The sequence below is a fragment of the Hominiventricola sp. genome (assembly GCF_057604405.1).
The window spans coordinates 18897-32988 of the sequence record NZ_DBLYVB010000015.1 but is presented as its reverse complement, the minus strand read 5'-3'; the positions used below and the strand labels follow the sequence as shown (position 1 = coordinate 32988).

Here is a 14092-nt window from a genome sequence, read left to right as displayed (position 1 = left end):
GTCCATAAATGAACGTTAAAAACGGCAGATCGAACTGATCTGCCGTTTTTATGTGCTGTCTTCTTTTAAAGATTCTTCTCACCGCCGGTCTTGAAGACTCCGATCATCTCTCTGGTCAGGCTGATGCCATCATCTTCCAGCGGAATATCTTCCCGTTCAAACCACTCTCCCACGGACAATTCCTCCGTATCCAGCGTGATATCCGTATCTCCATCCACATCACAGAAAAATCCGCAGAGCAGAGTAGAGGAGAAGGACCAGGGCTGGCTCTTGTAATAACGAATATTTTTGACTTTGAGACCAACTTCTTCCATAACTTCCCGCTGTACCGTCTCTTCCAGAGTCTCACCGATCTCCGTAAATCCGGCAATCAGTGCATAACTGGCAGTTCTTCCCGGTGTCGGTGCATATTTCGTAAGCAGAATTTTATTTCCATTGGTTACAGCTACAATAACTCCCGGGCAGATCTTCGGATACACCATATTACCGCAGCATTCACAATGAACCATTCTCTCTTTATGATCCGGAACCATCGATTTACCGCAGCGGCCACAGAACTTATTGGAACGATACCAGTCAAAAAGCTGCATGCCCGTAATTCCCGCAAATCCACGATATTGAGGTCTGGCATTTCTGAAAACCACCGGTTTCTCCCAGCCATAGCCTTCCAATTCCCCATCAAGTCCATTTTTCAGAAGGAAGAAACGCTCGTCGCTGATGGTGAAAAGATAGGTCACATCCTGCTCTTCCTGGGTAATTTCTTTTACTTTTGGAAAATACATTTTCTCATTGTCAAACCGACAGAGCACTTTGCCGTCCCGGTATACCAGCATCCAGTCTTCTGCTGCCGGACTCTGCTCTTCATAGTGATTGACATATTTCTTTGGTGCAATATCCTGAATCATTTCTTTTCTCCTTTGTTTTCTATTCATTATTATATCCATATTTTCCGGGCAGGCAACAAAAATCCGATGATTGGCGATATATTTTATTCCTCTGGTATTTATTCCTGGAATCTGATAAAATATGGTTAATGTATATCAAAAATCAATCATGATATGGGACGGTAAAAACTATGCACAACAAGAAAAGAAAACAGAAAAAACACGGACGCCGCAGAAGCACTCCCCTTCAGTCTCTGCTCCAGGGACTGTTTCTTGGATTTTGTATTTGCCTGCTGGCCTTCAGCATCTGGAAATTAGCAACTATTTTCATCGGATACAGTTCCGGTGATAAGGAATACAAAGACCTGCAGCAGTATGTGCTCTCGGAGCCGGAAACACCGGATCAGGCTTCTTCCTCTTCTGATAACACTTCTGATGATACATCAGAAGAAGCGCCCGAAGCCGCTTCCTCAAAAGAAGAGCGTATTGATTTTGCTTCTCTGAAAAAGATCAATGAAGAGGCAGTTGGCTGGATTGAGATTCCAGGAACCGAAATCAGTTATCCGGTGGTTCATACGACGGACAATGTTTACTATCTGACCCACACCTTCCGCCGTCAGGAAAATAAATCCGGCGCTATCTTTGTGGAAGCAAGCAATGCCGGAGATTTTTCCGATCTTCACACCATTGTTTATGGTCACAATATGAAGAATGGCTCCATGTTTGCAGGTCTGAAGAATTACGGAAAGAAAAATTATTATGAAGCACATCCGTACGTTTATCTGGATCAGGAAGATGGCACACACTGCTATCAGATCTTTTCCTGCCATGAGGCAGATGTAACCGATATTACTTACACTATCGGATATCATTCTGACGATACCTATGCTGCTTTTCTGGATGAACTGACTGCTTCCTCTCTCTATAATACAGGCGTGTCTGTGGGAACCAATGATTCTGTCCTCACCCTTTCCACCTGTACCAACAAGGGTGCAAAACGTTTCGTCGTTCATGCCAAGAAATTATATTAAACCTTTTCAGGGCACCTTCTTCGGAGGGTGCCCGCTTTTTTTCTGCCGAATATAATCCATCATCCGTCTTCCATCCTCCTGAAGCTCTATCGTAATTTTCCGTAGCTGCTCATATTGCTCAGAAATATAGGCAATCTGCTGCTCCTGCTCTTTTATTTTCTTTTGCTCTTCCCGCACTGCCTGCTCCCTGGCGGACACTATTTTTCCGTTCTCTTCCCATATAAAATAAGAAAACTTTCCGGGCAATCCCATTTCCAGAATCCACCATACACCTAGCCTGTGAATCTCCAACACCGGTCGTTTATCATAAACTCCCGGAAGTTCCCGGGCAGCCTCTTCCTCCTCTGGTTGGAACAGATACCCTTTCCAGACTGATTCTGCAGGTTCCTTCGCTGTATAGAACAGCCAGAGTTTTCCTTCCCGGTTCACAAGCCGCAGTCCTCCATACTGGCTCGCATTCATAGCGTCGCTTAACACCACCTGATCCCGTCTTCCATGAATATCCGACAGTATAATCCGATGCTCCAATGAATGCCAGGCAAAACGGATGGTATTTTCCAAAACAACTGCAGTCAGATCTGCCAGGTACCCATCCCGCAGCACATATTCACCACCTGTCCGCAGGGGCAGCCGGACCGCAATAATCTCATTTCCTTCTGTGTACAGCACCAGTTTCTGCTGCGCTCCCTGCTCAAAGACTTCATTCATCCGGATCTCCTCCTTTTCCTACCCATATATATGATTGAGAAAAGCAAAAATGAACCAGATACATACTCTATAAGGAGAATATCTTTACAGAAAGGAGCCTTTTTCATGCCAAAATGTTGTCGTAAAAGCATCTCCTGCCATCTGGATGATCCCTGTACGGATCTGTGTTCCTCCCCCTTATGTGGGGATCCGAACCTGCTGGCGGTCTATGCGCCCGTAGTCTATGATGAGATTGGCATCAACATCTGTCAGACCCTCACCGTGGACGGCACCACATTTCCAACCCTTACCACAGCAGAAAAGGCCTTTGTCCAGGTGCTGAACATTGATTTTACCAACAGTGAAATCACACCCATCAGCGGCCGTCCCAACTGTACGGAAATTACCCTGCAGAACATTGCCGTCACGCTGCTCATCCGGCTCTACAGCTGCTCTGGCCAGCTGCTCGGCACCTTTGTCCAATCATTTACCTATCTGCCTCCGGCTACGGACGCGGGCTACAATGAGGATACCAATCCCAGCTCCGTCACGCTGGAACTTTTCACTCCTTATGGCATTTCCTATACGCTGGATACGGCCGGAACTGCAGTTACACCACTCATTTCCTATCTGGGATTTACCGCTGCTAATCATTCCATGACTCAGGGTTTAAATGCCATCGCCTATCCGAAGGTACTGAATCTGGATGTGGCAAACAGCGAGATCACCGTGGGCCTGACGCTCATCGTCAGCAGTGTCTTCTTCTCCCAGTATCTAATCCCTCACCAGGGCAAGGTACGGGTACCAAAGGGAAGCCTGGAAACTGCCGATGACAGTCTGTGCCTGAACTTCGTCAACGGGGATCTTCTGAACCTGAATATTAAGCCATTAGAGCTTGGTCCTCCCCTGTGCGAAGAACAGCTAAAAAAGGACTGTGAATGATGGGAAGGGGGAAATCCCCTTTCCATTTAAAAAGGTCTGTGATAAAATAACCACAGAATGACATTTATGCATCCTATACAAGGAGATCAAATATGCTGAATATTTTAAAAGAACAGATAAAAGACAACCATATCCTGATCCTGGGATATGGCAGAGAAGGACATTCTACTCTCCATCGAATTCTGGAAGTGGGAGGATTTGCTTCCGTCACGGTTGCAGATAAGAATCAGGTTCAGCTTCTGGATTCTGTCAAAGCATTATGCGGCGAGCATTATATGGACACGCTGGATGATTATGACCTGATTTTCAAAAGTCCCGGTGTAGTCCTGCCCAAAGATCCGGAACAGTATTCCTGCCGCTTCACTTCACAGATGGAAGTATTCTTTGAAGCTTACCGTGACCGGATCATCGGAATTACGGGAACCAAGGGAAAGAGCACGACCACCACTCTTCTCTATCATATTTTGAAGAAATCCGGTCAAGACACCGTGCTTGCCGGAAATATCGGTATACCGGCCTTTGATATTCTGGAAGAAATTCATCCGGATACCCGTCTGGTCTGTGAGCTGTCCTGCCATCAGCTGGAATACACTCACGTATCCCCACATATTGGCGTGCTTCTGAACATTCATGAAGAACATCTGGATCATTATGGCACCATGGAAAAATACATCCACTCCAAACAACAGATTTACCTGCACCAGAAACCGCAGGATCTTCTGTTTTGCGGCACGGATGTGATTCCGGCAGCTGGAACCTGCCGTTCCCGGATTTATTCTGTATCTGACCAGAATTTCGAGGCAGACGTCTTGTTATCCGGAAGCCGCATTCATTTTGAAGACCATGATTATCAGATTCCCACAGATAAAATTCCGCTGCTGGGGCACCACAACCATCTGGATATTGCATTTGTATATGCAATCTGCCGCACACTGGGCATCAGTGACCGCCAGATCGAGCAGGGACTGATCAGTTATGAACCACTTCCCCACCGTCTGCGCCTGGTCGGTGAAAAGAACAGTATCCGCTTTTATGATGACTCTATCTCCACGATTTGTGATACGACCATTCAGGCATTAAAAAGCGTCTCTTCCGTCGGCTCCGTCCTCATCGGCGGCATGGACCGGGGCATTGACTACCAGGATCTGATCTCCTACCTGTCCGTTGACCCGGTACCCCATATTATTCTTATGGCTGCCACCGGAAAAAGGATTTATGAAGAGATTCATGCTTCCTACCCGGATTTCCATCAGCCGGAACGGCTTCATCTGGTGGATACGCTGGAAGAAGCGGTTGCATTTGCAAAAGAAGTGACTCCTGCAGGTTACGCCTGCGTCCTGTCACCGGCCGCTGCAAGTTATGGAATTTTTAAGAATTTTGAAGAACGCGGCGATGTGTTTACAAAGCTGGCGCTGGAAAATTAATAGCTGACACTGACAATAGACACCGGTGTTTGTGAAGCAGACAGCAAAAAAGCAGATAACCTGTGAAAGGAACGTCCGCAGTCCCGGTACTTCATGAGAACGAGCAATCAGCGACGTTCGAATGTTAGTACCGCTGGATCGAGGACTTAGCGCGAGCGGTTCCTTTTCACAGCTTATCTGCTTTATTTTATTGGGTTATTCTTCTTTCGCCCAGCCACAGGCGTATTTCACAGCTTTCTTCCAGCCGGACAATTTTTTCTTACGTTCTTCCATGCTCATCTGCGGGTAGAAGGTCTGATCAATAGCCCAGTTTTTGCGAACTTCGTCCACATCTTTCCAGTAGCGGACTGCCAGTCCTGCCAGATAAGCTGCACCCATGGCCGTGGATTCCACACAGCATGGACGGTTGACCGGCGCATCAATGAGATCCGCCTGTGTCTGCATAAGAAAATTATTGGCACTGGCGCCGCCGTCTACTTTCAGTGCAGACAGCTGGATGCCGGAATCTGCTTCCATGGCTTCCAACACATCGTGCACCTGACAGGCAATGGATTCAAGTGTTGCCCGGATGATATGACATTTATTTACGCCACGGGTAAGTCCTACGATGGTACCGCGGGCATACTGATCCCAGTAGGGTGCTCCCAGTCCGGTAAAGGCCGGTACTACGTAGCATCCATTGGTGTCTTTGACTTTCTGTGCCATATATTCGGAATCCGCAGAAGAATCAATGATCTTCAATTCATCTCTTAACCACTGGATAGCGGCTCCTGCCACGAAGATGGAGCCCTCCAGTGCATAGTTTACTTTTCCATCAAGTCCCCAGGCAATGGTAGTAACCAGTCCATTTTCCGAAAAGACAGGCTTTTCCCCTGTATTCATAAGAAGGAAACAGCCGGTTCCATAAGTATTTTTTGCCTCTCCCGCCTCAAAACATGTCTGTCCGAACAGTGCCGCCTGCTGGTCACCAGCCGCACCCGCAATGGGAATTGCTCCGCCAAGATAGCTGGGATCCGTCATTCCGCAAACACCGCTTGATGGAACAGGCATGGGCAGCATGGAAGCCGGAATCTGAAGAAGTTCCAGAATGTCCGGATCCCACTGTAATGTCTGAATATCAAAAAGCATGGTGCGGGATGCATTGGAATAGTCCGTCACATGGACTGTTCCTTTGGTCAGTTTCCAGATGAGCCAGGTCTCAATGGTTCCAAAGAGAAGTTCTCCCCTTTCTGCCCGTGTTCTCGCACCTTCTACATGATCCAGAATCCACTTTAATTTAGTACCCGAGAAATAAGCATCCACCATAAGACCTGTCTTCTCCCGGATCATTCCCGCCAGCCCCTGTCTTTTCAGTTCATCACAATAGGCAGAAGTTCTGCGGCATTGCCAGACAATGGCATGATACACCGGTTCTCCGGTCTTCTTATCCCACACTACCACCGTTTCTCTTTGATTGGTAATTCCGATGGCCGCAATATCTGCCGCGGATGCACCTGCCTTCTGCATGGCTTCCACCGCAACTCCCAGCTGAGTGGACCAGATTTCATTGGCATCATGCTCCACCCAGCCTGGCTTCGGGAAATACTGGGTAAATTCCTTCTGAGCCATACTTACGATATGGCCCTGTTTGTCAAAAAGGATACAGCGGTTACTGGTGGTACCGGCATCCAATGCCATTATATACTTCGCCATGGTTTTTCTAAAACTCCTTCAAGTCCATTTTATTTTGCCAGATCCGCAATGAGATCTGCGCAGCCCTCAATTCCAAACTCACCGCTGTCCAGGCAGAGATGATAATTCTGTGCTGCTCCCCATTCCCGGTCTGTATAATACCGATAATTTACACGACGCTTCTTATCCTTATCTGCCAGACGCTTTTCCGGTTTGTCTGCAGTCTCTCCATAGAGTTTCACGATTCGCTCTACTTTCTTTTCCGTGGATGCATGGATAAATACATTCAGACAGTCTGTCCGGTCACGTAAGATATAGTCTGCACACCGTCCGACAATCACGCAGGGCTCTTTTTCTGCCAGATCCAGAATCAGCTTTCTCTGCTGCATCCAGATCTTATCCTGCATGGAAATTCCATTGGCATCCCTTCCAAGAAAAGAATAAGAAAATACGTTGGTTCCCGGTGCATGCTCGCCGTATTCCTCAATAAACTTTTGGGAAAATCCAGTCTCCTCCGCGATCTTCTCAATCAGTTCCTTGTCATAGAAAGCGATTCCGAGTTTCTCTGCCACCATCTTACCAATGGTTCTTCCACCGCTTCCAAACTCACGGCTAATTGTGATAATACGTTTACTCATAGAAACACCTCCATTTCTTTTGTATATTATATCATATTTTTTCCAACTTTGTAAAATAAGTTTTGTGCATAATGTCTCCTTTTTATCGCTTTTCTTTTTTCTCCGGCTGTGCTAAGATAGATCATATGTTCGAAAACTACAATGACAGACTGGAGACATTTTATGAGCAGAAAAAAACATTATTACCGCAAAAAACGAAGAAAACGGACTGTCCCGGTGCTCCTCGCACTGGTTGTGCTGATCCTTGGTATTGCCGGATATGGAAATGGGCAGGCTGATTCCATATCATCCGCACTGAACACCATCCTTACCGCCGCTTCTGACCTTGCCTCCGGTGCAGAGATACAGACTGCCTACGCACCTTCGGACGTTACAGAAGATCTGACCGTTCATTTTCTCGACATTGGTCAGGGTGACTGTACCCTTCTGACCCAGGGCGGACACGCCATGCTGATCGACGCCGGAGACAATGACCAGGGTACAAAAGTACAGTCCTATCTGGAATATCTTGGTATTTCTTCCCTTGACTATCTGGTGCTGACCCATCCTGACGCTGATCATATCGGTGGTGCAGATGTGGTAATCTATAAATTTGACTGCAATACCATTCTCATGCCGGAACGAAAAGCCGATACCAGAACTTACGACGATGTCATTCAGGCTATGAAATCCAAGGATTACACAGCTATTCACCCGGAAGTGGGCGACAGTTATGCCTTTGGAGAATCTTCCTTTACGATTCTCTCTCCTGCAAGAAATTATGAAGACAGCAATGACTGTTCTATTGTCCTGCGCCTGACCCACGGCAGCAATACCTTCCTCTTTACAGGAGATGCTGAGGAAGAAGCCGAAAATGATATGCTCGCTTCCGGCATGGACCTGTCTGCGGATGTGCTGAAAGTCGGTCATCACGGAAGCCACACTTCCACCAGTGATGCATTTCTTGATGCAGTCTCTCCCACCTATGCCGTCATCAGCTGCGAAACCGGCAATTCCTACGGACATCCCCATGCAGAGACTCTGAACAAACTTCGCGCGGCAGGTGTGCAGCTTTTCCGTACCGACGACCAGGGTACCATTACCGTCACCTCCGATGGTTCCACCCTCACCTGGAATACCAGCCCCTCCGATGACTGGGTATCCGGTTCCGGAAGGACGAAGTAAACCGCCGATTAAAAATTTTTCTGTTTTTTCCACGCGGACTATTGTATTTACTCCAGAGATATGATATAGTCTTCTACGTCTTGTCGGGCCGGACACCCGACAGGCACTCTGGAGAGTCTCGATGGACGAGCGCCGAAGGTGTACAGCGGAAACGTATCTTCCGCCAATCTCTCAGGCAAAAGGACAGGGCATATTTTACATGCAGATTGTTCTACTCTTTGGAGGGCTGATAGTTTATCAGCTCTTATTTTTATGTTCAAGCATATAACGAGTAGGAGGAACTAAGAAATGGAATCACTGTTACAACTGGTGGACAACGCAAATGGATTTTTATGGAATGTGGTACTGATCGTACTATTATGTGGTACGGGTATCTTCTACACCATAAAACTCAAGTTCATTCAGGTAAGAAAATTTGGAGAGGGCTTCAAGCTTCTCTTTGGCAACCTTGGTCACAAGGGTGAGAAGAAAGCGGGCGAAATGACCCCCTTCCAGTCTGTTGCAACCGCAATTGCCGCTCAGGTAGGTACCGGTAATCTGGCCGGTGCTGCAACTGCACTTTTCGGCGGCGGCCCCGGAGCCATCTTCTGGATGTGGCTCAGCGCATTCTTCGGAATGGCTACCATCTATGCCGAGGCTACCCTTGCACAGGAATATAAAGTTGTAAAACACGGAGAGGTAACCGGAGGTCCGGTTTACTATATCCACGCAGCATTTAAAGGAACCTTTGGTAAAGTTCTGGGAGGTCTGTTCTCTGTATTTATCATCCTGGCCCTTGGCTTTATGGGAAATATGGTGCAGTCCAATTCCATCGGCGCTGCCTTCTCTGAAGTATTCGCATCCAGAAATATCAACGTACCGCCGGTAGCTGTGGGCATTATCCTTGCTGTGTTTGCAGCCTTCATTTTCATCGGCGGAACCGATCGTCTGGCAGCTGTTGTTGAAAAACTGGTACCCTTCATGGCCTGCATCTATATCATCGGCAGCCTGATTGTAATCGGATGCAACTTCACCATGATCCCGGAAGCATTTCGCCAGATTCTGGTAGGCGCATTCCAGCCGTCTGCTATCATGGGTGGTGCTGCAGGTATCACTGTAAGAGAAGCGATCCGCTATGGTGTTGCAAGAGGACTCTTCTCCAATGAAGCGGGTATGGGTTCCACTCCCCATGCACATGCACGTGCAACCGCTGAGAATCCGCATCAGCAAGGTCTGACTGCTATGATCAGCGTTTTCATTGATACTTTTATTATCCTGAACCTTACCGTCTTCTCCGTTCTGACCACCGGCGCTATGAGCAGCGGAAAGAACGGCACCGCACTGACCCAGTATGCATTTTCCACCGTATTCGGACGCTTCGGTGATATTTTCATTGCTGTCTGCCTTCTGTTTTTTGCTTTCTCCACCATTCTGGGCTGGCATTTCTTCGGTTCTATCAATGTAAAGCATCTCTTCGGTGTAAAAGCGACAAAAATCTATTCACTGATTGTTGTCATCTTCATCATCGTTGGTTCTACACTGAAAGTAGACCTGGTATGGTCCCTGGCTGATTTCTTCAACGGACTGATGGTTATCCCGAATGCACTGGCACTGCTTGCTTTGAGCGGAGTTGTTGCAAAGATCTGTAAAACCTACAGTAAATAATTGATTTTACCGACGAATTCCCATATAATAAGGACATATGGACTTAAATCTTTACGGGAGGTATTTACACAATGGAAGAAGAAAAGAAAACCATGGATGACTTTGCAGAGGAGCTGGAAGCATCCTACAAAGCTGCTGAGGAAGCTGCTCCGGAAGCAGACGACGAAGCAGATCCGGTATGGGCAGAGTTAAAACAGCAGATGGATGACAAAACCGTCCTGACTGTTAAAATCGGCGGTGTGGTAAACGGTGGTGTTATCGCATATGTAGAGGGTATCCGCGGATTTATCCCGGCATCCCGTCTTTCTCTGGAGCATGTAGACGACCTGAACGAGTGGCTGAACAAAAAAGTACGCGTTCGCGTCATCACAGTAGATCCTGAGAAAAAACGTCTGGTTCTCTCCGCAAGAGAGATTTTGAGAGCAGAAGCAAGAGCCGCAGAAGACGAGAAAAAGAAAGCTGCTTTTGAGCAGGTACATGTAGGTGACGTCATGGACGGCACCGTAGAGACTCTGAAAGATTATGGCGCATTTGTCCGCCTGTCCAACGGTCTCTCCGGTCTGGTTCACGTATCCCAGATCTCTGACAAACGCGTGGTAAGCCCTGACAAAGTACTCAAAGAAGGTCAGGAAGTAAAAGTGAAAGTTACCGCTATCAAAGACGGTAAGCTTTCCCTCAGTATGAAAGCACTTCTGGAAAGTGCCCAGGAAGAGGATGCTAACGAGCATTATGAGATTCCGAAGTCTGAGAATATTGCTACCAGTCTTGGTTCTCTTCTGAAAAATATTAAGCTGTAAGCCATTCTACGGCATAAAACCGACAACCGGCAAACTGTGAGAGGAACCGCTCACAGGTTGTCGGTTGTCTTTTTTACGTAACGGCTAAAATTCTATTTCTAGATCATTCCATCTTTCAGAACACCATGATCGCGTAATAATTTCCCGATAATAGTTTTATCTGCTTTCTTTAATAATGGTTTTTTTAGCATTTCCAATGGTTTGGGCAGCGGCATCTCCAATGGGGATTTGCCATCCATGAGTTTTACGGTGCTGTCCAACAGTTCCCTTACGTCATAGACACTGCCCCATACCTCCGGAACACCACGATCCACACCACAGAGGCCATAGACCGCCTCCATAGCTGTCCGCACAGAATATTCCGTGGTGAAAATGGTATCCCGCGGGGTTTCAGCAAACTGTCCTAAGAAGGCTGCGTTGACACAGCCATCCGGAATGACATCCGGCCGGTCTCCGGCGCTTCTCGGCATAAAGAATGCCGTAATATAAGGCATCATGGTCGGTGTACAGTTCGCATGATGTTCTGCCAGTTCCGGGATTTCTTCTACCGGGATGCCCAGATGATAGAGCCATTCTTCCGTAATTTCCTTACCCGTACACTCTTTCATAGGTTTCTTCACATAATTGCCCGGTACGTCTGTAAAGAGGCTGTAAACCCATACACAGATCTCATCTTTCTTCTGCCCTTTGAACTGTCCCTGCCGATTGATCGTCCAGCTTAAGAGCCAGCTGGAATCTCTGCAGCTGACAATACCACCGGTCACGACTTTTCCTGTTCTCGGATCACGTTTGCAGATCTTTGTGATATAGGAAATGATTTTCTCATTGGAAGTGGTCACTGTGGCGGATTCCCAGTTGGTCTTTTCAATATTGGAGCAGAATTTCTCCGGATGTCCAAATGCCGGATCCTGACGGGCAACATTTTTCCAGAGAGACCAGCATCCGCTGTTTCTAATTTCCGCATCTCCTGTCGGAGCATGATTCTGATCGCCGTAAATCGTTCCTTCTGTACAGCTTCCATTGGTAATAAATACAAAATCATCTTCTGTCAGAGGGATTTCCTGTACCTCGCCATGCACCTTGCATTCAATGGCTCTGGCTGTCTTCTTTTCGCCCTCCATCTCAAAACGGACATTGGTCACTTCCGTTCCGAACTGAAACTGCACACCTGCCTCTTCCAGATATTTCTGCATAGGAAGAATGAGAGATTCATACTGATTATACCTGGTAAATTTCAATGCAGAAAAATCCGGCAGTCCACCGATATGGTGAATAAATCTCTGGAAATATCGCTTCATCTCTAAGGCACTGTGCCAGTTTTCAAATGCAAACATCGTACGCCAGTAGAGCCAGAAATCCGAACGAAATACTTCGTCATCAAAGACATCCTCAATCGTCTTATCATAGAGATCTTCGTCTTTCATAAAGAACAGTTTCATGATCTCCATGCTGCCCTTCTGACTCAGACGGAATTTGCCATCGGTATGAGCATCCTCTCCACGGTTCACTGTTGCACGGCACAGAGAATAGTTAGGATCATGTTTGTTCAGCCAATAATATTCATCCAGCACCGATGCATCCGGTACTTCCAGAGACGGAATACTTCGGAACAGGTCCCACAGACATTCAAAATGATCCTCCATCTCGCGGCCGCCACGCATGACATAGCCCCTGGAAGGGTCGTTAATACCGTCACATGCACCTCCTGCAACGTCCATAGCCTCCAGAATGTGAATATTCTCTCCCGGCATTCTGGCATCTCTTACCAGAAAACAGGCTGCTGCTAATGAAGCCAAACCACTTCCAACCAGGTATGCAGATTTTCCTTCAATACCTTCCGGCTTCTCCGGCCGCGCAAAAGCCTCATAGTTTCCGCTGGAATAATAGATCCCCTTGCTGTTCTTCGCCTGTTTTCCGCGCTCCGTATTCCGATAATTGCTCTCTTTAAGCGTCTTAGACTTCTTCTTTCTGCCTGCCACGACAGCCGCAGCTCCTGCCCCTACAGCCAGCGCAGATGCCATTCCCACTTTCCACTTTGATTTTCCCATATTTTCTTTACCTTTCTTTTTATTACTATTTGATATAGTATTAAATACTACATACAATATGTTTCGATAATAAATCTATTATTCTGATTTGTCAATGATTTTATTATTTCCGAAAGGTAAAAAGTTTATAAAAAAAGAGACACGAAAACCAATCGTTTCCATGTCCCTTTATCAGCGTTATTTACAAACGGCTTATTTACCAAGCTGAGCTGCAACCTCTGCTGCGAAATCCTCGTTCTTTTTCTCCATACCTTCACCGGTCTCGAAACGAACAAATCCTTTAACAGTAACGTTAGCGCCGTTAGCTTTTGCAACCTGAGCTACATAAGCTGCTACGCTCTGTTTTCCATCCTCTGCTTTTACATATACCTGATCAAGCAGACAGATCTCTTTGAGCTGTTTGTTCAGACGTCCCATGATAGCGCCGTTGATAACTTTCTCCGGCTTTCCTGCCATCTTCGGATCGTTCTCGATCTGAGATTTGATGATCTCAAGTTCATGAGCTTTGTACTCTTCATCAACTTCGCTGTCGTTGGTGTATACCGGTTTCATAGCGGTGATCTGCATAGCGATGTTCTTAGCCATCTCTTTGATCTCATCGTTTACTACGTCGGTCTCAACGTCAACGAGAACACCGATCTTTCCTTCTGCATGGATGTAAGAAGCTACAAATCCGTTCTGCTCCTCAACCTGTTTGAAACGACGAATGTTCATGTTCTCACCGATCACTGCGATCTGAGCTGCAAGAGCCTCTTTTACAGTCTTGGTGGTATCCTGTGCCCACGGCTCTGCCAGGAATGCGTCGATATCTGCTGCAGTAGTGTTCAGTGCCTGTGCAGCAACATCTGCAACGTAGTTGCGGAATTTCTCGTTCTTAGCAACGAAGTCAGTCTCTGCATTTACTTCGACAGCAACTGCTTTCTTTCCGTCCTCAGACAGAGCGGTAGCTACGATACCCTCTGCTGCAATACGGCTTGCTTTCTTCTGTGCGGTAGCAAGACCTTTCTCACGCAGGAAATCCACTGCTGCTTCCATGTTACCCTCGGTAGCTGCAAGTGCTTTCTTACAATCCATCATTCCTGCACCGGTCATCTCTCTTAACTCTTTTACCATAGATGCTGTAATAGCCATGATCTGATTCCTCCTGTGGGATGTGTGTTTA

12 protein-coding genes and 1 riboswitch are annotated in these 14092 nt (G+C 46.9%); of the genes, 6 read left to right on the top strand and 6 right to left on the bottom strand.

The annotated features are described in order from the left end of the window. Positions 1-65 precede the first annotated feature (65 nt). Positions 66-905 carry an NAD(+) diphosphatase gene (gene nudC, locus ACZMB2_RS09970; protein WP_487596633.1) on the bottom strand — a complete coding sequence of 280 codons (840 nt, stop codon included), beginning with the start codon at positions 903-905 and terminating at the stop codon, positions 66-68. A 170-nt stretch (positions 906-1075) separates the two neighbouring features. Here nudC and srtB point away from each other — a divergent pair, with 170 nt between their 5' ends. Next, positions 1076-1915, top strand: coding sequence for a class B sortase (gene srtB / locus ACZMB2_RS09965; RefSeq protein WP_487596632.1), 840 nt, complete (start codon positions 1076-1078; stop codon positions 1913-1915). 6 nt (positions 1916-1921) lie between these two features. Here the strand turns inward: srtB and ACZMB2_RS09960 are convergent, their stop codons facing one another. Further along, complete coding sequence (locus ACZMB2_RS09960; RefSeq protein ID WP_487596631.1) at positions 1922-2623, bottom strand: hypothetical protein; 702 nt, start codon at positions 2621-2623, stop codon at positions 1922-1924. Between the two features lie 105 nt (positions 2624-2728). On the opposite strand from ACZMB2_RS09960, the gene ACZMB2_RS09955 reads away from it, so the two are divergent. Together ACZMB2_RS09955 and murD are read left to right on the top strand one after the other, a co-directional pair. Continuing rightward, positions 2729-3544 carry a hypothetical protein gene (locus ACZMB2_RS09955; protein WP_487596630.1) on the top strand — a complete coding sequence of 272 codons (816 nt, stop codon included), beginning with the start codon at positions 2729-2731 and terminating at the stop codon, positions 3542-3544. A gap of 92 nt (positions 3545-3636) precedes the next feature. After that, entirely contained in the window at positions 3637-4968 is a 1332-nt protein-coding gene (gene murD / locus ACZMB2_RS09950) for a UDP-N-acetylmuramoyl-L-alanine--D-glutamate ligase (RefSeq protein ID WP_487596629.1), read from the top strand. A 195-nt stretch (positions 4969-5163) separates the two neighbouring features. Here murD and glpK read toward each other — a convergent pair whose 3' ends face one another. Beyond that, positions 5164-6660 carry a glycerol kinase GlpK gene (gene glpK / locus ACZMB2_RS09945; RefSeq protein WP_487596628.1) on the bottom strand — a complete coding sequence of 499 codons (1497 nt, stop codon included), beginning with the start codon at positions 6658-6660 and terminating at the stop codon, positions 5164-5166. Between the two features lie 29 nt (positions 6661-6689). Beyond that, positions 6690-7277, bottom strand: a complete 588-nt coding sequence (locus ACZMB2_RS09940; RefSeq protein ID WP_487596627.1) for a cytidylate kinase-like family protein — start codon at positions 7275-7277, stop codon at positions 6690-6692. A 162-nt stretch (positions 7278-7439) separates the two neighbouring features. Between ACZMB2_RS09940 and ACZMB2_RS09935 the strand changes: the two genes are divergently transcribed. From ACZMB2_RS09935 to ACZMB2_RS09925, 3 genes are all read left to right on the top strand, one after another. Continuing rightward, positions 7440-8441, top strand: a complete 1002-nt coding sequence (locus ACZMB2_RS09935) for a ComEC/Rec2 family competence protein (protein WP_487596626.1) — start codon at positions 7440-7442, stop codon at positions 8439-8441. A gap of 98 nt (positions 8442-8539) precedes the next feature. Then, positions 8540-8638, top strand: a riboswitch (glycine riboswitch). A gap of 91 nt (positions 8639-8729) precedes the next feature. Then, positions 8730-10085: an alanine/glycine:cation symporter family protein gene (locus ACZMB2_RS09930; protein ID WP_487596625.1), complete on the top strand. Its 1356-nt coding sequence runs from the start codon at positions 8730-8732 to the stop codon at positions 10083-10085. Between the two features lie 71 nt (positions 10086-10156). After that, positions 10157-10882 (top strand): S1 RNA-binding domain-containing protein, encoded by a 726-nt coding sequence (locus ACZMB2_RS09925; protein ID WP_487596624.1) that lies wholly within the window; start codon positions 10157-10159, stop codon positions 10880-10882. 98 nt (positions 10883-10980) lie between these two features. On the opposite strand, the gene ACZMB2_RS09920 is transcribed toward ACZMB2_RS09925, so the two are convergent. Further along, a complete protein-coding gene (locus ACZMB2_RS09920; RefSeq protein WP_487596623.1) occupies positions 10981-12930 on the bottom strand; it encodes an oleate hydratase in 1950 nt (649 codons plus the stop codon). A gap of 192 nt (positions 12931-13122) precedes the next feature. Then, on the bottom strand, positions 13123-14064 hold the full coding sequence (tsf, locus tag ACZMB2_RS09915; RefSeq protein ID WP_487596651.1) for a translation elongation factor Ts: 942 nt from the start codon (positions 14062-14064) through the stop codon (positions 13123-13125). Between the last annotated feature and the right edge of the window lie 28 nt (positions 14065-14092).